General features: G+C 40.1%; 25 protein-coding genes. 24 read left to right on the forward strand and 1 reads right to left on the reverse strand.

Going from position 1 to position 22,965, the window contains the following annotated elements; genetic code table 11:
* Positions 1 to 9: 9 nt before the first annotated feature.
* From ACOT8F_RS12915 to ypjB, 7 genes are all read left to right on the forward strand, one after another.
* Positions 10 to 549, forward strand: coding sequence for a ReoY family proteolytic degradation factor (locus ACOT8F_RS12915; protein ID WP_421652418.1), 540 nt, complete (start codon positions 10 to 12; stop codon positions 547 to 549).
* A gap of 215 nt (positions 550 to 764) precedes the next feature.
* Positions 765 to 1,214 carry a DUF2487 family protein gene (locus ACOT8F_RS12920; protein WP_421652329.1) on the forward strand — a complete coding sequence of 150 codons (450 nt, stop codon included), beginning with the start codon at positions 765 to 767 and terminating at the stop codon, positions 1,212 to 1,214.
* Between the two features lie 144 nt (positions 1,215 to 1,358).
* Positions 1,359 to 1,868, forward strand: coding sequence for a QcrA and Rieske domain-containing protein (locus ACOT8F_RS12925; protein ID WP_421652330.1), 510 nt, complete (start codon positions 1,359 to 1,361; stop codon positions 1,866 to 1,868).
* Positions 1,869 to 1,871: 3 nt separating this feature from the next.
* Positions 1,872 to 2,546: a menaquinol-cytochrome c reductase cytochrome b subunit gene (qcrB, locus tag ACOT8F_RS12930; RefSeq protein WP_421652331.1), complete on the forward strand. Its 675-nt coding sequence runs from the start codon at positions 1,872 to 1,874 to the stop codon at positions 2,544 to 2,546.
* Positions 2,547 to 2,598: 52 nt separating this feature from the next.
* Complete coding sequence (locus ACOT8F_RS12935; RefSeq protein ID WP_421652332.1) at positions 2,599 to 3,366, forward strand: menaquinol-cytochrome c reductase cytochrome b/c subunit; 768 nt, start codon at positions 2,599 to 2,601, stop codon at positions 3,364 to 3,366.
* A gap of 52 nt (positions 3,367 to 3,418) precedes the next feature.
* A complete protein-coding gene (gene lhaT, locus ACOT8F_RS12940; RefSeq protein WP_421652333.1) occupies positions 3,419 to 4,012 on the forward strand; it encodes a lipoprotein heptaprenylglyceryl N-acetyltransferase LhaT in 594 nt (197 codons plus the stop codon).
* A gap of 248 nt (positions 4,013 to 4,260) precedes the next feature.
* A complete protein-coding gene (gene ypjB / locus ACOT8F_RS12945) occupies positions 4,261 to 5,046 on the forward strand; it encodes a sporulation protein YpjB (RefSeq protein WP_421652335.1) in 786 nt (261 codons plus the stop codon).
* Between the two features lie 212 nt (positions 5,047 to 5,258).
* On the opposite strand, the gene ACOT8F_RS12950 is transcribed toward ypjB, so the two are convergent.
* Complete coding sequence (locus ACOT8F_RS12950) at positions 5,259 to 6,134, reverse strand: YitT family protein (RefSeq protein WP_421652336.1); 876 nt, start codon at positions 6,132 to 6,134, stop codon at positions 5,259 to 5,261.
* A gap of 252 nt (positions 6,135 to 6,386) precedes the next feature.
* On the opposite strand from ACOT8F_RS12950, the gene ACOT8F_RS12955 reads away from it, so the two are divergent.
* The 17 genes from ACOT8F_RS12955 (at position 6,387) to ACOT8F_RS13035 (ending at position 22,933) form a co-directional block, all read left to right on the forward strand.
* A complete protein-coding gene (locus ACOT8F_RS12955; RefSeq protein WP_421652337.1) occupies positions 6,387 to 6,725 on the forward strand; it encodes a nucleotide pyrophosphohydrolase in 339 nt (112 codons plus the stop codon).
* A gap of 56 nt (positions 6,726 to 6,781) precedes the next feature.
* On the forward strand, positions 6,782 to 7,537 hold the full coding sequence (dapB, locus tag ACOT8F_RS12960) for a 4-hydroxy-tetrahydrodipicolinate reductase (RefSeq protein WP_421652419.1): 756 nt from the start codon (positions 6,782 to 6,784) through the stop codon (positions 7,535 to 7,537).
* Between the two features lie 10 nt (positions 7,538 to 7,547).
* The gene (gene mgsA, locus ACOT8F_RS12965) at positions 7,548 to 7,952 is read left to right on the forward strand and encodes a methylglyoxal synthase (protein WP_421652338.1); all 405 of its coding nucleotides are present in this window, start codon (positions 7,548 to 7,550) and stop codon (positions 7,950 to 7,952) included.
* 91 nt (positions 7,953 to 8,043) lie between these two features.
* Positions 8,044 to 9,180 carry an N-acetyl-alpha-D-glucosaminyl L-malate synthase BshA gene (bshA, locus tag ACOT8F_RS12970; protein ID WP_421652340.1) on the forward strand — a complete coding sequence of 379 codons (1,137 nt, stop codon included), beginning with the start codon at positions 8,044 to 8,046 and terminating at the stop codon, positions 9,178 to 9,180.
* A gap of 3 nt (positions 9,181 to 9,183) precedes the next feature.
* Positions 9,184 to 10,392 (forward strand): CCA tRNA nucleotidyltransferase, encoded by a 1,209-nt coding sequence (locus ACOT8F_RS12975; protein ID WP_421652341.1) that lies wholly within the window; start codon positions 9,184 to 9,186, stop codon positions 10,390 to 10,392.
* Positions 10,368 to 11,354, forward strand: coding sequence for a biotin--[acetyl-CoA-carboxylase] ligase (locus tag ACOT8F_RS12980; protein ID WP_421652342.1), 987 nt, complete (start codon positions 10,368 to 10,370; stop codon positions 11,352 to 11,354). The genes ACOT8F_RS12975 and ACOT8F_RS12980 overlap by 25 nt, the downstream gene beginning before the upstream one ends.
* Positions 11,355 to 11,645: 291 nt before the next feature.
* Entirely contained in the window at positions 11,646 to 12,485 is an 840-nt protein-coding gene (gene panB, locus ACOT8F_RS12985; protein WP_421652343.1) for a 3-methyl-2-oxobutanoate hydroxymethyltransferase, read from the forward strand.
* The gene (gene panC / locus ACOT8F_RS12990) at positions 12,482 to 13,327 is read left to right on the forward strand and encodes a pantoate--beta-alanine ligase (protein ID WP_421652344.1); all 846 of its coding nucleotides are present in this window, start codon (positions 12,482 to 12,484) and stop codon (positions 13,325 to 13,327) included. Before panB ends, panC begins: the two co-directional genes overlap by 4 nt.
* Before the next feature lie 35 nt (positions 13,328 to 13,362).
* Positions 13,363 to 13,746, forward strand: coding sequence for an aspartate 1-decarboxylase (panD, locus tag ACOT8F_RS12995; protein WP_421652345.1), 384 nt, complete (start codon positions 13,363 to 13,365; stop codon positions 13,744 to 13,746).
* A 216-nt stretch (positions 13,747 to 13,962) separates the two neighbouring features.
* The gene (dinG, locus tag ACOT8F_RS13000) at positions 13,963 to 16,767 is read left to right on the forward strand and encodes an ATP-dependent DNA helicase DinG (RefSeq protein WP_421652346.1); all 2,805 of its coding nucleotides are present in this window, start codon (positions 13,963 to 13,965) and stop codon (positions 16,765 to 16,767) included.
* Between the two features lie 192 nt (positions 16,768 to 16,959).
* The gene (locus tag ACOT8F_RS13005) at positions 16,960 to 17,130 is read left to right on the forward strand and encodes a YpmA family protein (protein ID WP_421652347.1); all 171 of its coding nucleotides are present in this window, start codon (positions 16,960 to 16,962) and stop codon (positions 17,128 to 17,130) included.
* An 8-nt stretch (positions 17,131 to 17,138) separates the two neighbouring features.
* Positions 17,139 to 17,624, forward strand: a complete 486-nt coding sequence (locus tag ACOT8F_RS13010) for a cell wall elongation regulator TseB-like domain-containing protein (protein ID WP_421652349.1) — start codon at positions 17,139 to 17,141, stop codon at positions 17,622 to 17,624.
* A gap of 12 nt (positions 17,625 to 17,636) precedes the next feature.
* Positions 17,637 to 18,833 carry a pyridoxal phosphate-dependent aminotransferase gene (locus ACOT8F_RS13015; protein ID WP_421652350.1) on the forward strand — a complete coding sequence of 399 codons (1,197 nt, stop codon included), beginning with the start codon at positions 17,637 to 17,639 and terminating at the stop codon, positions 18,831 to 18,833.
* Between the two features lie 493 nt (positions 18,834 to 19,326).
* Positions 19,327 to 20,619: an asparagine--tRNA ligase gene (gene asnS / locus ACOT8F_RS13020; protein WP_421652351.1), complete on the forward strand. Its 1,293-nt coding sequence runs from the start codon at positions 19,327 to 19,329 to the stop codon at positions 20,617 to 20,619.
* A gap of 297 nt (positions 20,620 to 20,916) precedes the next feature.
* A complete protein-coding gene (locus tag ACOT8F_RS13025; RefSeq protein WP_421652352.1) occupies positions 20,917 to 21,612 on the forward strand; it encodes a DnaD domain-containing protein in 696 nt (231 codons plus the stop codon).
* 117 nt (positions 21,613 to 21,729) lie between these two features.
* On the forward strand, positions 21,730 to 22,395 hold the full coding sequence (gene nth, locus ACOT8F_RS13030) for an endonuclease III (protein WP_421652353.1): 666 nt from the start codon (positions 21,730 to 21,732) through the stop codon (positions 22,393 to 22,395).
* A complete protein-coding gene (locus tag ACOT8F_RS13035; RefSeq protein ID WP_421652354.1) occupies positions 22,385 to 22,933 on the forward strand; it encodes a YpoC family protein in 549 nt (182 codons plus the stop codon). Before nth ends, ACOT8F_RS13035 begins: the two co-directional genes overlap by 11 nt.
* Positions 22,934 to 22,965 lie beyond the last annotated feature (32 nt).

Genomic DNA, 22,965 nt, shown 5'->3' on the forward strand with positions numbered 1-22,965 from the left:
GGATGTATGATGACGGCCCCTGTATCTGTCAACGAGAAGAAGGATTTTATCAGGTGGTTTTTGAATCATTATCAGCTGAAGCGAAGAGAGTGTGTTTGGATTCTAAACTATCTGATGAGCCATGACGCACTGATGGAAAAAGTGCATTTTGTAGAGCAAGCCCAATATTGTCCAAGAGGCATCATCATGTCAACCCATTGTGTTGAAGAAGTTCCTTTCCGGTTCTATAAAGAAAACGTTATGACGACAGACGCGGAAAAATCTTTTCATGATATCCGGCTGAACCGTGAAGAAGAGCTGTTTATTCAGCTGAATTTCCGTTCTAGTTATCAATCACCGCAATTTGCCGTTGTTTTAGAGCCTAATCCATTCATGCCAAAGCATTATACAATGAATGACAAGGATCGCGTTGTAGCGGAGAAAGTTCTTGAAACCTCGATCAGAACGTTTCAAAAAGAAAAACTCCTTAATGCCATTGATGCAGCATTGGACAGACATGATGAATCAGCCTTCCAAGAACTGACTGCCAAATTAAAAAATTTGGTTTAGATTAAAATAATAATTTTAAATGATGAGAAAGAGCTGATATGAGCTCTTTCTTTTTTAGTGGAATAAATCCTGATTAGATTTGTGAAAAAAGTACCATTTTGATAAAAGAAAGTTACTGAAAACAGGAGATGGAAAAGATAAACATTTCAAAGGAGATGAGGTAAAATAGAAGAATAGAAGATTTTAAATATTCTGTAAAGCGGGTGCCAGCGGAAATGAATTGGACGTCAAAAGATATGAAGCTTTATTTACAGGAAGAAAGTTATTTTGATACAGTGCTTGTCCCCCTTAGACCTCTTTCATTTGATGGGTCAATGAAGAGAGCAGCAGCAAAAGCTGAATTTTCATCCATTATTTGCAGTGAATTGGAAAGGAATTTGGCAGGCCGGGTTTTGCTTCTTCCTCCTTTTACTTATGTTGCTGCAGAAGAAAATATAGCAGCACGGCTTACGATGTGGGAAAGTGAGCTTTCCGCTAGATTTAAGTATATTTTTTATATTACATACGACGAATGTTGGAAAGAAGGAGAATTTGATTTTAAAAGCCGGCTTATTTGGACACCATACATCCCTTTTGAAGAGATGGATGAATCCTATTTGCAAAAGCTCGTCACTGATCAAACAGGCCAAATTATGAACATTTTGTTACAGTTGTGGAGGGGATGATGTAAGCCTTTGCATTTAATGGTATTTTCTAAAAAAGGATGATATTGACCTTGCTAATAGATTGATATATCATTAAAATGTCCTAGTTTATAGATTTTTTAGTATTTTCTGCCATTAACTGCAATGGACCTTAGGGGGGATTAGATGAGCGAGAGAAAGCCTGACGTTTCAAGACGTCAATTTTTGAATTACACACTTACTGGTGTAGGCGGTTTTATGGCTGCCGGAATATCCATGCCATTGATTCGTTTTGCCCTGGATCCAGTGCTGGAACCAGCTGCAGCACAGGGTTTTGTCCAAGTTGTAAAGGTTGATGAAATAACAGAAGAGCCAAAGCGATTTGACTACAAAATTAAACAAACGGATGCCTGGTACAAATCAGATGTATCCAAATCCGCCTGGGTTTACAAGGACAAAAAAGGCGAAATTATTGCGCTGTCTCCCGTCTGCAAGCATCTCGGATGCACGGTAAACTGGAAAGGCGACCCCAGCATGCCAAACAGGTTTTATTGTCCTTGCCATGGAGGCAGGTATGAAAAAGACGGGACAAACGTTCCCGGAACCCCTCCGCAGGCGCCGCTTGACCGCTATGAACATCAGGTGAAAAACGGCTATCTTTACCTGGGCGGAGCAAAACCAAAAGGGGGAGCCTAAATCATGCTGTCAAAAATTTACGACTGGGTTGACGAACGGCTTGATGTAACGCCTTTATGGCGTGATATAGCCGACCACGAAGTTCCTGAACATGTAAATCCCGCTCATCACTTTTCAGCATTTGTTTATTGCTTTGGGGGACTGACATTCTTTGTTACAGTCATTCAAGTACTCTCCGGTATGTTTCTAACGATGTATTATGTTCCAGATATTAAAAATGCCTGGGAATCCGTCTATTATCTCCAAAACGAAGTGGCATACGGACAAATCGTTCGTGGCATGCATCACTGGGGAGCAAGTCTTGTTATCGTAATGATGTTTTTGCATACCCTAAGGGTGTTTTTCCAGGGAGCCTACAAAAAACCGCGCGAGCTTAACTGGATTGTTGGTGTTCTGATCTTTTTCATTATGCTTGGGCTTGGCTTTACAGGATACCTGCTTCCATGGGATATGAAAGCGCTCTTTGCTACAAAGGTAGGTCTACAGATTGCAGAGGCTACACCGCTCATTGGGACCCAGGTGAAAACACTTCTTGCAGGCCATCATGAAATTGTCGGTGCCCAAACGCTGACCCGCTTCTTCGCTATTCACGTGTTCTTCCTTCCTGCTGCATTATTCGGACTGATGGGCGCGCATTTCCTGATGATTCGAAAACAGGGAATATCAGGTCCATTGTAAGATCACCCATCAATCTAATAGATCAGCCAGTTTAATAAGGGAGGGGAAATCGATGCACCGCGGAAAAGGGATGAAATTCGTAGGTGATTCACGCGTACCGGCCATAAGAAAACCGAATATTCCGAAAGATTATTCGGAATACCCAGGTAAAACGGAAGCATTCTGGCCCAATTTTCTTTTAAAGGAATGGCTTGTTGGAGCAGTTTTTTTAGTCGGCTATCTGTGCCTGACCATTTCAGAAGCATCTCCGCTTGAGAGAATAGCTGATCCGACAGATACCGGATACATTCCATTGCCGGACTGGTATTTTCTATTTTTATATCAGCTTTTGAAATACTCGTTTGCTTCTGGTCCATATACTGTACTCGGTGCTATTGTTATACCAGGTCTCGCTGTTGGTGCCCTGATGCTTGCACCGTTTCTTGACAGAGGGCCTGAAAGAAGGCCTTATAAAAGACCTGTTACGGTAGGAATGATGCTTCTTGCCTTTTGTGCCATGTTCTATTTAACTTGGGAGTCAGTTTCTACACATGACTGGAAAAAAGCAGCTGAACAAGGTAAAATTAGAGCGGAAGTGAAAATCGATACGAATGCAGAAGGCTATAAAATTTTTAAAGCCCAGACTTGTGTTTCCTGCCATGGGGATAATATGCAGGGTACTGCTGCAGCGCCTTCCCTTGTTGACAATGGCAAAAAGCCTGAAGAAATAGCTAAAATTGCCAAGCAAGGGTATCAAAAAATGCCTGCAGGAATTTTCAAGGGCACTGATAAAGAATTAAAAACGTTATCCGAATTTGTATCTAAAGTTAGTTCCAAGTGAGGCTGGCGAATCGTCAGCCTTTTTCATCTTAAGAAATGGGTTGGTTAAAGTCATGAGGACATTATTGTATGGTTTTGGGCAGAAACCTGTACTCGCTGCTCTGTTTTTGATTAATTTTCTTGGCACGATCTACGGCTATTACTGGTACATGCCTCAGCTGGCAGAGACACCTTCTATTTTTCTGATTTTCGTACCAGACAGTCCAACTGCAAGTTTATTTTTTACTATCGTTCTGGCATTTTTTCTTTTCCGTAAAAATACCCCGTTGTTTGAGGCATTGGCCATTGTTACTCTATTTAAATATGGAATCTGGGCAGTTGTCATGAATCTGCTTGTTCTATTGGTTGACGGCCAACTTCCATGGGAAGGCTATATGCTGATTTGTTCTCATTTTGGAATGGCTTTGCAAGGGATTTTATATTCTCCTTATTTCAAATTTAAAATGAGACATCTTGTTATTACAGGAATATGGACTTTACATAATGATGTTATCGACTATGTATTTGGAATGATGCCAAAATATTATTCTTTGATGAGTTACATGCCTCAAATTGGCTATTTTACGTTTTGGCTAAGCATCCTGTCTCTATTTTTGGCCTATGTGCTCGTTATTAGGCCGCGAACTCAGAAAATGGAGCTTTTGTGAATGCTCTTTTCTTAAACATTGTTGCTTCCTCATGTATATTAGATGATCGCGGACCAATATACAGCTGGAAATTTTAAGAAAAGATGCCGCGAAGTTAGTCTTTATGCGTGTTCTAAAATCGTACGAATAGCAACACTCTATGCGAAAACAGCCTTTGCGAAAAACAGTCCGGTAATCCGGACTGTTTTTTTGGTCTATCCTTGTCCATCTCAACATACGTTTTATTAGTAGAATCAGGAGGGACAAGGATGAAAATATGGATGGCTGTTTTTTTGATCGTCATCATGCTTTCTGGAGGAATGAAGGCAGAGGCTGAAAGCAAGGTGGATTGGACCTCTTTAAATGAAATTTCTCATGAAGCATTTCATTTAGCTAAAGAACAACATTTTGAAGAAGCATTACAGTTAATTACTTATTTCGGAAAACAGTTTAAGAAGCTTAATATGGATACAGCAAAAATCAGCTATCAGCAGCTGCGGATCATTGCCGCTGTTCATGAAAAAGCTGTCGAAAAACTGGAAAACAAAAGCACACCCGAAGAAAAAATCAAAGCAGTCACTCAGTTTAGACTGCTGACAGACGCCCTTTTTTCAGAAAACGAGCCGCTTTGGGGTTCAATGGAAAGTCCGATTATGACCACTTTTTCCGGAGTAAAAGCAGAATTGGAAAAAGGAAGCCATAAGGCTTTTATAGAAGACTGGAATAAATTTTTATCCTTATATGACATCATTTATCCATCTATAACGATCGATCTGGACCCCCAAAAGGTTAAAAATGTCGACAAAGACATTTCAATTATCAAGAACGCACAATTTGAGAGCTATTCAGAAGAAACGAGAAATAAAAGGCTTGTTGTAATGGAAAATGATTTAAAAGCGCTGTTTGAGAGAGTGAAAGATGATGAGGCAGACCCTTCACTAATTTGGGTAATAATTTCAACAGGAAGTGTTATTCTTTTATCACTTTCTTATACGGGATGGAGAAAATTCAAAGGAGAACGGGAGCAAAAAAACGAACGGGATACAAATAAATAAGACTCTTTTCTTAAACTTTGTTGTTTTTTCATGCAATTAAGTGAATTTATAGCATGAATACACCTGTGTATTTTAAGAAAAGATGCCACGAAGCTAATCTTTATATGTGTTTTAAGACCATACGATTAGCAACAATCTTTGCGAAAACAGCCATAAATAAAGAGGAAGAGATTTGAGAAAGAGCCCGAAAGCACGGGCTCTTTATTAATATCCTATCTTTCAATTGGATTTTTTTCAGCATCATGTGTGAATCCTTCTCCGATAACATCATGAACATCGCTGACAGCCACAAAAGCATGGGGATCAACTGAGGTAATGACTTGTTTTAGCCTTACGAGTTCATTTTTAGCCACTACGCAATATAAGACATCAATATCTTTTCTGGAAAAAGATCCCTGTCCTTTTAATATGGTTACACCCCTATCCATTTCTGTCATGATTTTGTTTGAAATCTCATTATTATGAACAGACATGATTGTAGCACCTTTTGCAGCGTACGCTCCTTCTTGGATAAAATCAATTACCCGTGCAGCGACAAATACTGCCACAAGCGTGTACATCGCTTCTTTGTAGGATAGGTAGACGATTAGAGAAAGGGTTATAACACAAGCATCGAAGACAAACATTGTTCTGCCCATGCTCCAGTTGCCATATTTGAAAACAAGCCTTGCGATAACATCAACACCGCCTGTTGTACCCCCATATCTGAAAATAATGCCAAGGCCAACACCGATAAACACACCAGCGAAAAGAGCAGCGAGAAAAAGGTCATGTTCAAGCGGCATTTGAATTTGATGAGCCTGAAAAATTGATAAGAATACAGAAAGACTCACAGTGCCAATAATGGTATAGAGAAATGAGGTACGGCCAAGCAATCGCCATCCAATAAAAAATACTGGGATGTTCAGAATGAGATTCGAAATGGATGGGTCAATATGAAATTTGAAAAATAATAAAAGAGTAATACCGGTAAAGCCGCCTTCAGCCAGATGATTTTGCATATTAAAATGTACAAGCCCGAATGCAAAGATGGCTGATCCGAGTAAAATGAAAAGTATGTTGCGCAGTTTTAATCCGAAGAAATTCACTCATATCAGCTCCTTTATGTATGTATCATGGCGATAATATTATAGATGAAGAAATGTAAAGTGGCAAATCACGAAGTATGCGGCTAAAACATTGTCAAATGACAGTCAATTAGCTAACATTGGAATGAAGAGCTCTTTTCATAAAATCGGGTAAAAACTTGCTGTTTATACTTCTATTTTTCTGATTTCTAAACTTGGACTTTACTAATAGGAAAAAGCAGCTGAAAACGAACGAGCAGAGGTGATGAAAAAATGTCTGATACTTCAGGAAAGACCATGAAACAGCTTCAAGAGGAAGTTGATCAATACATAGACCAGTTTAAAGAAGGCTATTTCAGTCCTTTAGCTATGACTGCCAGGCTGACAGAGGAACTGGGAGAATTGGCAAGGGAAATAAACCATCTATATGGAGAAAAACCAAAAAAGAAGTCAGAAGGTGAAAAAGCAATTGAAGAGGAAGCAGGAGATTTGCTGTTTGTTCTCATCTGTCTCGCAAATTCTCTTAATATCGATTTAGAGAGTGCTCATAATGGTGTGATGAATAAATTCCAAACAAGAGATAAAGACCGGTGGACAAAAAAAGAAGAGTAATAGGAGGGTTTTCTTTGGAAAACATTAAAGTAGTCATAGCAGGCCCAAGAGGCAGAATGGGCAGCGAGGCAGTAAAAATGGTTGATGAAACAGACCATTTTACCCTAGTAGGAGTGGTAGACAGAATAAATGGCGGACAGCTATTAAATGATTTGCCTGGTTTCACAAGTAAAGCAAAGATTTTTACAGAGCTTATTGAATGTTTTCAGGAAACAAAGCCAGATGTACTGATTGATCTGACAACCCCAGATATCGGAAAAGAACATACGATTAAAGCCCTTGAGTATGGTGTGCGTCCAGTAGTGGGCACAACAGGATTCTCAGAACAGGATCTGGAGGAACTGACAAATCTTACAGAAAAACAGGGGATTGGCGCGATAATAGCACCAAACTTTGCTGTTGGAGCAGTATTAATGATGAAATTTTCCCAAATGGCTGCAAAATATTTCCCTGATGTTGAAATTATCGAACAGCATCATGATCAAAAACTTGATGCTCCTTCTGGAACTGGTTTAAAGACAGCTGAAATGATTCATGAAGTGAGAGAAGAAAAAAGACAGGGACACTCCGAAGAAAAAGAGCTGATTTCTGGTGCAAGAGGTGCAGATTATCACGGTATCAGAGTGCATAGTGTTCGTTTGCCAGGATTAGTTGCCCATCAAGAGGTTCTTTTCGGAGGGGATGGACAGACATTGAAAATCCGCCATGATTCTTATAATAGAGCTTCCTTTATGTCAGGTGTCAAACTCTGTGTTGAAACAGTTATGAAGATCGATGTTCTCGTATACGGTTTGGAAAATATTATCGAATAGGAGGCATATAATGAAAATCGCGCTGATTGCTCATGATAAGAAAAAGAATGATATGGTACAGTTTTCCATCGCGTATAAAAAAATTCTTGAGGAAAATGAGCTGTACGCCACTGGCACAACAGGACTTCGAATACAGGAAGCCACAGGTTTATCAATCAATCGTTTTCAGTCAGGACCGCTTGGCGGAGATCAGCAAATTGGTGCTTTGATTGCCCAAAATAAAATGGATGTTGTTATTTTTTTCAGGGATCCGCTGACAGCGCAGCCTCATGAGCCTGATGTTTCTGCTCTGATGCGCTTGTGCGATGTATATGCTGTGCCGCTTGCAACAAATATGGGAACAGCAGAAGTTATCATCAAGGGGCTGGAACGCGGAGACCTTAAATGGAGAACCATTGTAAATAAAAAATCGTAGTTTCAAGCTAAATTGATATACATAATATACAGAGCCAATTTCATGAGGAGTGGAAAGAAAAGCTACATCAATCTTTTTCCAGGGTGATAAAATGAAGAAACTTAAAATCGGAATAACGTGTTATCCATCCGTAGGGGGATCAGGTATCGTTGCAACAGAGCTTGGCAAATTGCTCGCTGAAAAAGGCCATGAGATCCATTTTATTACCTCAAGTCTCCCTTTCAGATTAAATAAAGTATACGGGAATATTTATTTTCATGAGGTTGAAGTGAATCAATACTCGGTTTTTAAATACCCGCCGTATGACCTTGCTTTAGCAAGCAAGATGGCTGAAATCGCCAAAAGGGAAAGCCTTGATTTGCTCCATGTCCATTATGCTATTCCGCATGCTATCTGCGCTCATATTGCCAAACAAATGGTTGGAGACCACTTAAAAGTAGTGACAACTCTTCATGGCACGGATATTACGGTTCTGGCTAATGATCCTTCTCTAACTGACTTGATTAAATTTGGGATAGAATCTTCAGACAAAGTAACAGCTGTTTCGCATTCTCTTGTCCAGCAGACGTATGATCTTTTAAAACCAGATAAAAAGATTGAAACAGTCTATAATTTTATAGATGAAACCATTTATCATAAAAAAGAAGTCCAGCACCTTAAAAAGGCATACGGGATAGAGGATCAAGAAAAAGTTCTTATTCACGTGTCCAATTTCCGTAAAGTGAAGAGAGTGCCTGATGTACTAAAGGCATTTCATAAAATATTGCAGAAAATGCCTGCCAAGCTTCTTCTTGTTGGAGACGGACCTCAAATGACAAAAGTATGCGGGCTGGCGGACGAGCTCGGTATCAGGGAAAATGTCCTTTTCCTTGGAAAACAGGAAAATATGGAAGAACTCTATTCGATCAGTGATCTGCAGCTTCTTTTATCTGAAAAAGAAAGCTTTGGCCTGGTTTTACTGGAAGCGATCGCATGCGGTGTTCCATCAATCGGAACACGTATTGGGGGCATTCCTGAAGTGATTTTAGACGGCGAAACTGGCTATTTATGTGAAGTGGGCGATATTGAGGCAGTGGCAGAAAAGTCGCTACGTTTGCTTTCCGACAGTGAATTGCATCAAAGATTTGTGGATTCTGGTTTAGCAAGAACGAGAGAAATCTTCCATTCAGATAAAATTGTTGCGCAGTATGAGAAAATCTATGAAGAAATTCTTGAACAGGAGATGTAAGCTGTGGAACCTGTCTTTCAAATCGCTCTCCCTATATTAAAAAGGCTGAAGCAAGAAGGTTTTCAAGCTTTCTTTGTTGGAGGGTCTGTCAGAGACCATCTGCTGAAACGTCAAATTGGAGACATTGATATAGCCACATCTGCTAAACCTGGAGAAGTTCAAAGATTATTCCCAAAAACAGTTGATGTCGGATCAGCCCATGGTACAGTCATCGTTTTATTTAACGGCGTTCCATACGAAGTGACGACATTTCGTTCAGAACAAGGCTATAAAGATTTCAGAAGACCGGAAACGGTTACTTTCATTGAGAGCATCAGCGAGGATCTAAAACGGCGTGATTTTACGATCAATGCGATGGCTATGGAGGAAGACGGACGTATCATTGATTATTTTAATAGCAGAAAAGATTTAAATGATCGCATCATTCGAACGGTTGGCAGGCCTGAAGAACGGTTCTCAGAAGATGCGCTCAGAATGATGAGAGCCTGCCGGTTTGTAAGCCAGCTTGGTTTTACCCTTTCTGAAGATACAAAAAAAGGGGTTATGAAAAAGCGGCAGCTTCTCCAAAACATTTCAGTGGAGAGGAAACTGAATGAGTTTGATAAACTGCTTGCCGGAGAAGACAGAGACAAGGCGTTCAGCTTATTGCTAGAAACAGGCATGGAAGAATTTCTTCCATCTTTACATGGTAAACGGGAGGCTCTGAAAAAATTCACCATACAGGATAAACACCTTTTGACAAGCAGCGATGAAATTTGGACACTTTTGTTATATTTTCTCTCACCAGAAAATGAATCAGAGTTTTTAAGAAATTGGAAAATGCCTGTTAAACGGATCAAGCATCTGCTTCATACCTTTTCCGTTTTAAAATTGAGGAGAAAACTCAGGATATGGACAAACTCTCTTTTATATCATGCTGGGCTTGAATCTGCAAAAACGGCTGAAAAAGTGAATCAGGTCATTAATGGAAAAGCAGGCACAGTTCCGCTTTCAGATCTAGAGAAGCAATATGCTGATCTTGCTATACATAATAGAGAAGAACTTGCTATAACAGGACACGATCTGATTGAATGGTCTCAAAAAAAGCCGGGCAAGTGGATGTCAGAAATACTTATGAGTGCGGAAGAAAAGGTTCTTGAACAAGAGATTTCCAATACGAAAATAGAATTGAAGGAGTGGTTTCTCACTTGCATCAATCCAAAGTTAGACTAGAATTGCTCCAGGCATTTTCTGAAGCTGAAGGTGACTATGTATCAGGCCAAAAAATGAGTGATATTTTAGGATGCTCAAGAACTGCGGTATGGAAGCATATTGAAGATCTTCGAAGTGAAGGCTATGAACTCGAGGCTGTCAGAAAATTAGGGTATAAAATAATTAAAGTACCCGATAAAATTTCAAGCAATGAAATACAGCTTGGCTTGAAAACAAACAAGCTCGGAAGAAACATTCATTATGAAGAAGTTGTTGGCTCAACACAAAAAATTGCCCATACACTTGCTTCAAGCGGTGCAGAAGAGGGGACGATTGTTGTGGCCGATCAGCAGACAGAAGGACGGGGAAGGCTGTCAAGAGTATGGTTTTCTCCAAAAGCAAAAGGAATCTGGATGAGTACGATCCTAAAACCTGAGATACCGCTCAATAAAACTCCCCAGCTGACTTTGCTGGCAGCAGTAGCGATCGTGCAGGCGATAGAGGAAGTAACGGATCTTTCACCTGATATTAAATGGCCGAATGATATTCTGTTAAATGGAAAAAAAGTGGTCGGCATTTTGACAGAACTTCAGGCTGAAGCAGACAGGGTACATTCCGTTATAATCGGAACAGGTCTAAACATAAACCACAAACTCACTGACTTCCCGGAGGAACTGCATTCGATAGCGACTTCTCTATTCCTTGAAAGCGGAAAAGAATTTGACAGAGCCAAGCTCATCCAGGCTATTCTTTTGAAAATGGAAAACCTTTACGGCCAATACATTAACCATGGCTTCAAGCCGATTAAATTATTATGGGAATCCTATGCGATCAGCTTAAATAAAGATATAACAGCCCGTACACTGCAGGGCTCCTTAAAAGGAAAAGCGATCGGGATTGACGATGAAGGCGTTCTGCTTTTACAGACGGAACAAGGCAAAATTGAAAAAATATATTCTGCTGATATTGAAATAAACAGCTGATCCCCCTGAGAACAAATAAAACTCTGGCTACCTCTTCTTTGGTGGTGTATAATACACAGTGAAAACAGAGCTTCAAACATTTGGGCAGTATCTTGAATAGAACTGCACCGTTTACAAAAGCATTGAGCCGCGCAACTCGATATTCTGCCTTGATCCAAAAAGGACTGGGACAGAGGGATGATGAACCGTAACAGGATAATAAACAAATCCCCCTTCTTCCCTAACCTGAAGAAGGGTTTTTCTATTCTTTGGGATTCTCATCGCCTCTTTTATAAAATGAGGAGGAAAACAATGAAAACACGGCAGCATTTTACAAAAATGAAGGAAGACCGGGAGCCTATTGTAATGGTCACTGCTTATGACTTTCCATCTGCTAAAATAGCTGAAAAAGCTGGAGTCGATATGATTTTAGTCGGTGATTCACTTGGAATGGTTGTTCTTGGCTATGATTCAACTGTTCTGGTAACGATGGAAGATATGATTCATCATACAAAAGCTGTGAAACGGGGAGCTGCTGATACGTTTGTGGTAGCTGATATGCCGTTTATGACTTACCATTATTCTAAAGATTTAACTTTATCAAACGCTGCACGCCTTGTACAAGAAGGAAGGGCGGATGCCTTAAAGCTTGAAGGTGCTGGAAACGTTGCTGAAAAAATAGATGCATTAACAAATGCAGGCATTCCTGTTATTGCTCATTTAGGCCTGACGCCTCAATCAGTTGGGGTCTTAGGGGGATATAAGGTGCAGGGAAAAGATGCAAAAACAGCAAAGAAACTTCTGGAAGATGCGCTTGCTTGTGAAGAAGCAGGAGCGATTGCTCTTGTTTTGGAATGCGTCCCAAAGCAGCTTGCTGAACAAATAACGAATAAGCTTTCAATACCCACTATAGGGATCGGGGCTGGTCCCAAGACAGATGGACAGGTCCTTGTTTATCACGATTTAGTCGGTTACGGAGTGGACAGAGTTCCTAAGTTCGTGGAGAAATACGGTTCAATCGGTGAACAGGCTGAGGCTGCTTTATCTGCCTATGCAGAAGACGTCAGAGGAAGGCAGTTTCCTGCAGAGAAACATAGCTTTAGCATGAAAGAAGAAGAGCTATCAGGTCTTTATGGGGGAACAGTAAAATGAAGAAGATCGAAAAAATCACGGAATTGCGCCAAATCATTTCTCAGGTTAAAAAAGAAGGGAAGACGATTGGCTTAGTTCCGACAATGGGTTTTTTGCATAATGGCCACTTAGAGCTTTTAAAGCATGCTCGTAAAGATAATGAAATTGTCGTTATGAGCATATTTGTCAATCCTCTTCAATTTGGACCCAACGAAGATTTTGAAGCTTATCCAAGAAATATGGAAAAAGATCTTCTGCTTGCCGAACAGGAAGGTGCTGATTTTGTGTTTGCCCCGGATGTGTCAGAAATGTACCAGGGTGAACCTTCTGTCACAATAAAGGTTACAAAAAGGGTTGACGTACTGTGCGGGAAATCCCGTCCTGGCCACTTTGATGGTGTGGCAACGGTACTAACGAAACTTTTTAACCTAGTGCAGCCGGAAAAGGTCTATTTCGGGATGAAGGATGCACAGCAGGTAGCAGTCGTTAGGGGACTTGTCGATGATTTCCAGTTTCCTATTGAAATTGTCCCAGTTCAAACGGTCAGAGAAAACGATGGCCTGGCAAAAAGCTCGCGAAACGTCTATTTATCAGAAAGAGAGAGGCAGGAGGCTCCTGTTTTGCATAAGGCTCTCCTAAAAGGGAAAGCACTAATCGAACAGGGCGAACGGGATCTGCATACGATTAAAAAGACCGTTGAGGAAACAATAACTGCAGGAACTAATGCAGAAATAGATTATTTGGAAATCTATCAGTATCCTGAGCTGACAGAACCAAAAAATTGGAGCGGCGAAATCATTATTGCAGCCGCAGTCAAATTTACAAAAGCAAGGCTTATAGATAATATTACTTTGGAATTATAAAAATTTGGATATTTCATTTAAGGAGAGAAGCTCATATGTTTCGTACGATGATGAATGCGAAGCTTCACAGGGCTAGAGTGACAGAAGCCAATTTAAATTATGTGGGAAGCATTACTATAGACGAAGATTTAATTGATGCTGTCGGAATGGCGGCAAATGAAAAGGTTCAGATCGTTAATAATAACAACGGTGCCCGCCTTGAAACATATATTATCCCAGGACCCAGAGGAACAGGTGTGGTTTGTTTAAACGGTGCTGCGGCCAGACTCGTGGAAGAAGGGGATGTTGTTATAATCGTTTCCTATGTGATGGTAGCGGAAGAAAAAGTGAAAGATCATTCACCTAAAGTGGCAATTTTGAATGAACAGAATGAAATTGTTCAAATGATTGCCCATGAACCGGCCTCAACCATTTTATAAGGCACTATTAACTCGAAAAAATTTTCAAACGGTCTGGCCTTAAGGCGTTTATATGCCCGAAAGCCAGGCCTTTTGTTTTAACCTTTCAACATCACTCGCATATGGGAAGAGAATCATACATAATAGAAGCTGGGACGTAAGAATCTAAGTAGTGCAGCTGTCCATTTTTAACCTGTATAGAAAAAATGTGCTGCATGAAACAGAGGTGTTGTACATATGAAACAAAAACGTTTTGTGGTACTGGATGTGGAAACAACGGGGAATTCACCTAAAAAGGGAGACCGGATTATACAATTTGCAGCAGTTGTCCTTGAAGGAGGAAAAATTGTTGATCGCTTCATGAGCTTTGTGAATCCTCTGCAGCCTATTCCTTTATTTATTGAGCAATTAACCGGTATTTCTGATGAAATGGTACAAGATGCGCCGCTTTTTGAAGAAATAGCTCCTGCAATATCTTCTCTTTTAAAGGATTCCTATTTTGTTGCACATAATGTTTATTTTGATCTCTCGTTTGTTCAGGCAGAATTAGCCAAAAGCGGGTGCAGCAAATTTTCCGGCGGAATCCTTGACACGGTTGAATTAGCCAGAATTGCTTTTCCGCAAGCAGACAGCTATAAGTTAAGCGAGCTTTGCAAAGAGCTTGATATTAGGCACGACCATCCGCACAGGGCAGACAGCGATGCTCAAGTTACAGCAACTTTGCTGCAGAAAATTTTCGAAGTTGCTGTATCTCTGCCTGTTATCACACTAAAAAGTCTTCTTCGACTTTCAAAATCATTTATCAGTGATGCTGAAGAACTAATCAGCGATTTAATTTCGCTGAAACAGTTAAAACTTACTGATCATTCTCGTGATGATCTTGATTTATTCAGAAACCTTGCCATCAAAAAGCAGGCACCTCTTTCAGCTTCAACAAGTGAATCAGTTTCTTCATTGATGCTTTCAAGCAAGCCTGAACATCTTGAATTGCCTGAAGGGTATACAGCCAGAAAGGATCAAGAAAAAATGATGAGAGCCATTTACCATGCATTAAACTCTCATCAGCATCTTCTTTTAGAAGCAGGAACCGGAACTGGGAAAACGCTTGGTTACCTTTTGCCTTCTGTTTTATACGCGTTAAGGGAAAAGAAGAGGATTTTGGTGAGTACACATACCGTTACTTTGCAGCAGCAGCTGCTCCAAAAAGATATTCCTGCCCTTCAAAGCAAGTATCCTTATTTTGATGCAGCTCTTCTGAAAGGTCAAAGCCATTACATTAGCCTGCAAAAGTTTGAACATACGCTAGCTGAAGAAGATGATAATTATGACAGTATTCTAGCTAAGTCACAAATTTTAATTTGGCTGACAGAAACGGAGACGGGTGACAGAGATCAGATTAATCTCCCATCCGGCGGGGCAGTATTATGGCGAAGAATTCAATGCTCTCAACCATCTTCTGAAAATAACCCTTGGCAAACGAGGTGTTTTTATCAAAGGGCCAGGCAAAAAGCCGAAAAAGCAGAAATTGTGATAACGAATCACTCTTTATTGCTTGCAGACTGTGCTTCAAAGATGAATATTCTTCCCGAGTATCATGAGGTAATTATTGATGAAGCCCATCATTTTGAGCGGATTGCCAGTGAGCAGATGGGCAAAAAACTGGATTATCTTGCCCTTCATGGTACATTGGACAGACTTGGGCATCTCTACTCAGATAATTTGCTATCCGCCTGCTCAAACTGGATGGAAAAAAATCATCCTGAAGGATACGAGTTAATGCTTGAGCTGGATGTAATGCTGAAAGACTTTTCAGAGGAATGCAATGAGTTCTTTCAAGGACTTCACAGTTATGTACAAAAAAGAGCCAAAACCCGCGGGTTTAATAAAGTGGTATACAGATATGGAACGGAAAATAACCCTCATTGGAACAGCATCTTGGAATTAGCAGACAGAATCAAGTTTTACTTATTTGATTTTATCCAGATAATGCAAAAACAAAAAGAGCTGATGGGTGAGAGCGTTATTGAAAGGGATCTCCTGCTGAAGGAATATTTTGAGAAGCATGATTTTTTTAAAGAATGTTATGAAAACATCAGCAATTTGTTTTTCTTTGATAACATTGAGGAAGTGAAATGGATTGAAATAGAAGCAAGAGGGGCAAAAAATGCTGTGTCTGTATATGCACAGCCGATTTCGGTTAATGAATTGCTGGCAGATCGATTTTTCTCTGAAAAGAACAGTGTTGTTCTGACATCTGCTACGATGTCAGTTGAAGGGTCTTTTCAATTTATCATCGATCAGCTGGGATTAAAGGATTTTTATCCTGAAACACTAGCTATCAGGTCGCCTTTTTTATATAAGGAACAGGCTCAGCTTCTTGTTCCAAGCGATTTTCCGGCCATTCAGGAGGTAACCCCTGATGAATACGCTGCAGCTGCTGCAAAAGCCATTTCACTCCTTGTACAAAAAACAAGCGGGAAAATGCTTGTTCTGTTTACTTCATTTGATATGCTGAGAAAAACATATCAGATGCTGAAGGAAAATGCTGAGTTGAATGACTATGCCATTATGGGGCAGGGGACTGGAAGCGGGAGCAGGAATAAACTGGCTAAATCATTCAGACAGTTTGAAAAAGCCATTCTTCTTGGTACTAGCAGCTTTTGGGAGGGTGTGGATTTTCCAGGCAGTGAATTAACAAGCCTGATGATCGTAAGACTTCCATTTTCACCCCCAGATGACCCGATTGTATCGGCTAAATGCGAAAAACTGGCGAGTGAAGGGAAAAACGCCTTTTACCACTATTCACTGCCTGAGGCCGTCATTCGCTTCAGACAGGGGTTCGGCAGGCTCATCAGGTCCACAGAAGACAGGGGCATAGTCTATGTGCTGGACAGAAGGCTGACAGCTGCTAAATATGGCAAGTATTTTATTGAATCCATTCCTGAGGTACCCGTTATGGAAAAGCCTTTGCTTAAAATCGCCGAGCTTACCCAAAACTTTTTTTTTCGCACTGAGCACGATCATGAAGAAAATGCAGAGTAAAATGCAAAAAAATAGCCTGTGCGTACACACAGGCAAATGGCGCGGGTTAAGAGTAATTTATTTTCACTGCATATCTTTTTAGCTGTTATAATGGGTACATAAGACAGCAAGGACTTGCTGTTATAATAGTATTGTCCCCAGAGCACTTCAGCGTATGAGTTACAATATTTGTTTGGAACAGGAGGAATCTGTATGGAAAGTAAAATTGAAATCATTTCAACCGTTAAAGTTGAACATTCAGATGACCTGTATAAAATCGTCGATAGTTTAAATCGGACGCTTAAACGGGAAAATCTGATGTTTGGCCTTGCGCTTGATGATGAGGATAAACAAAAAGCGATCTTTACCATTTACCGGACGTAGTGGTGAATATGGGAAAGAAAAATGCTATTACACTTATTATTGTTATTATTCTCGGTTTGTGCACATTGTATATAACGAATATTTACCAGACTGCGATGGGCGAAAAAAGTCACGGCCAGGCAGAAGCTATATCGGTGGCTAAGGAAAAAGGCGGTATGAGCACAGTTAAATTCGCTGAAACCTTTAATGGTTTAACCCAATATCAAGTAGTATCAGGTGTTAATTCCAAAAATGAGCCTATTTTGGTCTGGGTGCATTCGGATAAAAAAGAAAAACTGATCATCCGCAAACAAACAGAAGGAATTTCAAAAGATAAAGCTATAGCTGTTAGTGAAAAACAGAGCAAACCAAGAAAATTGATTTCTGCCCAATTAGGTGTAGCTGAGAATATTCCTTGCTGGGAGATCAAATATATTGACCAATACGACCGTTATACATATGAATATGTAGATTTCGTTAAAGGAAATATTATTAAACAAATTGCGATTAAATAGGGGGATTTAGATATGGAACTAGCAAAAAGAGCGGCTTCACTGACACCTTCAACAACACTTGCCATTACAGCGAAAGCTAAGGAATTAAAACTGGCGGGACACGATGTGATTGGCCTTGGAGCAGGCGAACCTGACTTTAATACGCCGCAGCACATTATTGATGCAGCCGTTCAAGCAATGAATGAAGGAAATACAAAATACACTCCGTCCGGCGGGCTGAAAGAGCTAAAGGATTCGATTGGTGCTAAATTCAAGCAGGATCAGAATCTTTCTTATGAGGCTGGGGAGATTATTGTTTGCTCTGGTGCTAAACATGCTCTTTATACCCTGTTTCAGGTCATTTTAAATGACGGAGATGAAGTCATTATTCCTACCCCGTACTGGGTGAGCTATCCTGAGCAAGTGAAGCTTGCTGGCGGTATTCCGGTTTATGCAGAAGGTAAAGAAGAAAATCAGTTTAAAATAACGCCAGAACAGCTTGAGGCAAGCATCACAGATAAAACGAAAGCTCTAATCATCAATTCACCAAGCAATCCAACAGGTATGATCTATTCTGCTGTAGAACTGAAGGCTATTGGGGAAGTTTGCCTTAATCATGGATTAGTGATTGTTTCAGATGAAATTTATGAAAAGCTTGTATATGGAGAATATAAACATGTTTCAATAGCTGAGCTTTCTTCCGATTTGAAAGAGCAGACGATTATTATTAACGGTGTTTCCAAATCACATTCCATGACTGGCTGGAGAATTGGATATGCAGCCGGAAATAAAGACATTATTAAAGCAATGACGAATCTTGCAAGCCACAGCACCTCAAACCCGACTTCTATCTCGCAGTATGGTGCTATTGCTGCTTATAATGGCCCTCAGGATGCAGTAAAAGAAATGAAAAAAGCATTTGAAGACAGATTAAACAAAATGTACGAAATGCTGAATGAAATTCCTGGATTCAGCTGCATTAAGCCTCAAGGTGCTTTCTATCTATTCCCTAATGCCAGAAAAGCGGCAGAAATGACCGGGTATGATACAGTGGATGGCTTTGTTGAGGCCCTTCTTGAAAAAGAAAAAGTGGCGCTTGTGCCTGGATCCGGCTTCGGATCTCCTGACAATGTAAGGCTGTCTTATGCAACATCTATGGAATTGCTTGAAAAAGCACTTGAAAGAATCAGACGGTTTATGGCTGAAAACAGAGTACAGCTGAACGGCTAATGAAGGATATTTCAGCTTGATACAGTATCAGGCTGAAGATCCTTTTTTGGAAATAAGAAAAGATTCAAGCGGAAGCAGCCTAGCCCGATTCTTTAGTTACTTTGTGGGATTTCCTGTAAGGAGCTGCCTTAGGCTGAACAAGGCGCTTGCGCTTTTCATTGTCCAGCTCCAGCGCCTAGCCCCTCGAGTCGCTTCGGAAAATCCCAAAAAGTCAAAACCGGACTTTTCGTGATTTTCCTCCAGCGCTTGCCTTAGGCTGAACAAGGCGCTTGCGCTTTTCATTGTCCAGCTCCAGCTCCAGCGCCTAGCCCCTCGAGTCGCTTCGAAAAATCCCAAAAAGTCAAAACCGGACTTTTCGTGATTTTCCTCCAGCGCTTGTCGGGGCTGAACAAGGCGCTTGCGCTTTTCTCTTTAAATTGACCATTTTGATACAAACGTTATAATAAGGAATATACATATTCAAGCCTTTTGGGTTTGTGGAGGGAATTATCTAGTGAAAACAACGATTTCTGATGTTAGCAGTTATATTGGACAAGAAGTAACAATTGGCGCATGGATTTCAAACAAGCGCTCAAGCGGAAAAATTGCATTTATGCAGCTGAGGGACGGAACTGGTTTTATTCAAGGAGTAGTTGTGAAGGCAGAAGTGGATGAAGCAACTTTCCAAACGGCAAAATCAGCTACTCAAGAAACATCTCTTTATGTAACAGGAGTGATCAAGGAAGATGAAAGATCTCCGTTTGGGTATGAAATGAGTGTTACCGGTATCGAGATTATCCATGAGGCTGTTGATTATCCGATAACACCTAAAGAACATGGCACGGAGTTTCTTATGGATCACAGGCACTTATGGCTTCGTTCAAAACGCCAGCATGCTGTCATGAAAATAAGAAATGAAATCATCCGTGCAACGTATGAGTTTTTTAACAAAGAAGGCTTTGTTAAAGTAGATCCTCCAATTTTGACGGGAAGCGCTCCTGAAGGAACGACTGAGCTTTTTCATACTAAATATTTTGATGAAGATGCTTACCTTTCTCAAAGCGGACAGCTTTATATGGAAGCTGCAGCTATTGCTCTTGGCAAAGTTTTTTCATTCGGTCCTACATTCAGAGCTGAAAAATCTAAAACCCGCCGTCACTTAATCGAATTCTGGATGATTGAACCGGAAATGGCTTTTTATGAATTTGAAGACAATCTGGTTGTTCAGGAACAATATGTATCCTATATTGTTCAAAGTGTCCTTGAAAACTGCAAATTGGAACTTCACACTCTTGGCAGGGATACATCTGTCCTTGAGAAAATTACGGCTCCTTTCCCAAGAATATCATATGACGATGCCATTAAACTTCTTCATGAAAAAGGCTTCAATGATATTGAGTGGGGAGACGACTTTGGTGCCCCTCATGAAACGGCCATAGCAGAAAGCTTTGACAAGCCAGTATTTATTACTCATTATCCGACTTCCCTTAAGCCGTTTTATATGCAGCCGGCTCCTGACAGGGATGATGTGGTTCTATGTGCAGATTTAATTGCACCGGAAGGGTACGGAGAAATCATCGGAGGCTCTCAAAGAGCTCACGACTATGAATTCTTAAAACAGCGTCTTGAAGAGCATGAGCTTGATCTTGAAGCCTATAAATGGTATCTTGATTTGCGTAAATACGGTTCTGTACCGCATTCAGGTTTCGGGCTTGGTCTTGAAAGAACAGTGGCTTGGATCAGCGGAGTGGAACATGTTCGCGAAACAATCCCGTTCCCTCGTCTATTAAACAGACTTTATCCATAATATGCGGAAAAGGGTGCGACTCGAAAAGTCGCAGCCTTTTTTATTTTTTTCCGGGCTTTTTGCAAAGATTGTCCCTGCTCGCAGTCGCTTCATATAACTGCAGATAAGCTTATAGAAATTTTTTCTTGAAATTACATTTCAAAGCTCTGAATTCACTTATATGGATAAAGAAGCAGAAAAGGGTTTAGAAAGAGCCTTCAAAGGATTTTGAGATCTTCTTGGACAGTCAGGCCGATTTCAATCACTCATTCCTCGTCCTAAGGACAACATGATATACTATGAAAAGAGGTGTGTGCAATGAGCAAAAAACAGTTTGTCGAAATGCAAATGCAAGGCAGCTTGGCTGTATCAGGGAAGCTTTTGATTCATTATAAGGATTTAGGTTTAAAAGAAGAAGAGCTTGTTTTGATTTTGCAAGTACAATATTTTATTCAGCAGGGCATTCATTTTCCAACTCCTGATGAATTATCTGAAAGAATGACTGTATCCGTATCAGATTGCAACATGTTGCTTAGAAGACTCATTCAGAGAGGCATTCTTGAGATACAGGAGTTTGATCAGCAGGATATTCTATATGAACAATATTCTCTTAGCCCTTTATGGGAAAAGCTTTATACTTTTCTTTCAGCTCCTGCTTCAACAAATACGGAAAAACAGGAGGAAAATCTTTATCCTGTTTTTGAAAAGGAATTTGGAAGGCCGCTTTCACCATTTGAAAGTGAAACGCTTGTTATCTGGATGGACCAGGATCACCATGATCCTCTCATTATAAAAGCTGCTTTAAGAGAAGCCGTTATCTCTGGGAAACTCAATTTTAGATATATTGACCGCATTCTGTTTGAATGGAAGAAAAATGGCATTAAAACAATGGAGCAAGCGATGAATTATTCCAAAAGATTCCGCCAGAATCAAATCCGCCCTAAACATGATGAACAGAATACTGGAGAAGGTTATCAACGAAAGATTCCGTTTTATAATTGGCTTGAAAAGTAACAGAAAAGGTTAAACGGCAAGTAAATCCGAATGGAACCATAACAAAAAAATTTCCAGCATTTTAATAATGCAGCGTTTATTCCAACAGCGGCACATATAGAAAAGTAAGGTGAAAACATGCTGACAAATTCTCAAATCAATGAATGTTTTAATACAATGAAGCAAATGTTTCCAGAAGCCCATTGTGAACTGGTTCACTCCAACCCTTTTGAACTTGTCATTGCAGTGGCTCTCTCTGCTCAATGTACAGATGCGCTTGTCAATAAAGTGACAAAAGGGCTTTTTGAGAAGTATAAAAAACCAGAAGATTTTTTGTCTGTTTCACTTGAAGAACTTCAAAATGATATAAGGTCGATTGGTCTGTACCGAAATAAAGCCAAAAATATTAGGAATCTCTGTGAGCTTCTATTACAGGAATACGGTGGCGAGGTTCCAAGAGACAGAGACGAGCTTATTAAACTTCCTGGAGTGGGCAGAAAAACAGCAAATGTAGTTGTTTCCGTTGCTTTTGATTTTCCTGCTATTGCAGTTGATACCCATGTTGAGAGGGTTTCAAAGCGACTGGGGATATGCAAATGGAAGGATTCCGTTTTAGATGTAGAAAAAACACTTATGAGAAAAGTATCGAAGGAAGAATGGTCTAATACTCACCACAGGCTTATTTTCTTTGGCAGATATCACTGTAAAGCCCAATCGCCAAAATGCAGGATCTGTCCATTGCTTCACTTATGCAGAGAGGGTAAAAAGAGAATGAAAAAAGGAACCGTCAGCAGTGAAAGCTAACAGTAGTTCAGTTATTAACCTGCCTGAATGTTTCCGGTATCCTCCTTTTTTTAAAGTGAATCAGCTATCCGTAAAGGCCGATTTAAGTTTGACTTTTAAAGATTCGATTGTAAGAGAGCCATTTATTTATGATATTCTTTTATATAATGGTTATGATGCAGCAAAACCCTGGCAAAATAGCGGGATCTTTGTGCCTATCTTACTTGAAGAATGGAAAAAAGAAGAACAGGTACTCACAGCTTGCTTCAAAGAAAGGAGGGGGAAGGGGAATGAAGAATTAATGACTTCCTCTATTTCCTTCTTTATTATTTTTATTTGCTGGGCAAATGACCAGCCTGTTGAAACATTAGAAAGTCATTTAACATGGCTCGAGCAAAAAAAAGTAAAACCTGTGAATGTAAAAGAGAGGCTGAGATTTATAATTGAAAATCCAACTCAATTTCATTCGTTTATTCAGCTTCAGCAATTATTTCAGGAGCTCGCCAAACATTTTATAAAAAAAGAAGCATTAAAAAAAATCAATAAAAAGAACCCCTGAATGTTCAGGGGTTCTTTTTTGATAGGAGGCTT

The organism is Chryseobacillus diguaensis, from assembly GCF_049220665.1.
GTDB lineage: Bacteria > Bacillota > Bacilli > Bacillales > Bacillaceae > Metabacillus_B.

Excerpts from the sequence above, each read along its gene's own strand:
- qcrB (WP_421652331.1), top strand. The coding sequence starts at position 1,872 with ATGCTGTCAAAAATTTACGACTGGGTTGACGAACGGCTTGATGTAACG.
- ACOT8F_RS12915 (WP_421652418.1), top strand. The coding sequence starts at position 10 with ATGACGGCCCCTGTATCTGTCAACGAGAAGAAGGATTTTATCAGGTGG.
- panB (WP_421652343.1), top strand. The coding sequence starts at position 11,646 with ATGAAAACACGGCAGCATTTTACAAAAATGAAGGAAGACCGGGAGCCT.
- ACOT8F_RS12920 (WP_421652329.1), top strand. The coding sequence starts at position 765 with ATGAATTGGACGTCAAAAGATATGAAGCTTTATTTACAGGAAGAAAGT.
- ypjB (WP_421652335.1), top strand. The coding sequence starts at position 4,261 with ATGAAAATATGGATGGCTGTTTTTTTGATCGTCATCATGCTTTCTGGA.
- ACOT8F_RS12955 (WP_421652337.1), top strand. The coding sequence starts at position 6,387 with ATGTCTGATACTTCAGGAAAGACCATGAAACAGCTTCAAGAGGAAGTT.
- panC (WP_421652344.1), top strand. The coding sequence starts at position 12,482 with ATGAAGAAGATCGAAAAAATCACGGAATTGCGCCAAATCATTTCTCAG.
- ACOT8F_RS13010 (WP_421652349.1), top strand. The coding sequence starts at position 17,139 with ATGGGAAAGAAAAATGCTATTACACTTATTATTGTTATTATTCTCGGT.
- bshA (WP_421652340.1), top strand. The coding sequence starts at position 8,044 with ATGAAGAAACTTAAAATCGGAATAACGTGTTATCCATCCGTAGGGGGA.
- dinG (WP_421652346.1), top strand. The coding sequence starts at position 13,963 with ATGAAACAAAAACGTTTTGTGGTACTGGATGTGGAAACAACGGGGAAT.
- ACOT8F_RS13025 (WP_421652352.1), top strand. The coding sequence starts at position 20,917 with ATGAGCAAAAAACAGTTTGTCGAAATGCAAATGCAAGGCAGCTTGGCT.
- ACOT8F_RS13005 (WP_421652347.1), top strand. The coding sequence starts at position 16,960 with ATGGAAAGTAAAATTGAAATCATTTCAACCGTTAAAGTTGAACATTCA.
- dapB (WP_421652419.1), top strand. The coding sequence starts at position 6,782 with ATGGGCAGCGAGGCAGTAAAAATGGTTGATGAAACAGACCATTTTACC.
- mgsA (WP_421652338.1), top strand. The coding sequence starts at position 7,548 with ATGAAAATCGCGCTGATTGCTCATGATAAGAAAAAGAATGATATGGTA.
- panD (WP_421652345.1), top strand. The coding sequence starts at position 13,363 with ATGTTTCGTACGATGATGAATGCGAAGCTTCACAGGGCTAGAGTGACA.
- lhaT (WP_421652333.1), top strand. The coding sequence starts at position 3,419 with ATGAGGACATTATTGTATGGTTTTGGGCAGAAACCTGTACTCGCTGCT.
- ACOT8F_RS12935 (WP_421652332.1), top strand. The coding sequence starts at position 2,599 with ATGCACCGCGGAAAAGGGATGAAATTCGTAGGTGATTCACGCGTACCG.
- ACOT8F_RS12925 (WP_421652330.1), top strand. The coding sequence starts at position 1,359 with ATGAGCGAGAGAAAGCCTGACGTTTCAAGACGTCAATTTTTGAATTAC.
- ACOT8F_RS13015 (WP_421652350.1), top strand. The coding sequence starts at position 17,637 with ATGGAACTAGCAAAAAGAGCGGCTTCACTGACACCTTCAACAACACTT.
- nth (WP_421652353.1), top strand. The coding sequence starts at position 21,730 with ATGCTGACAAATTCTCAAATCAATGAATGTTTTAATACAATGAAGCAA.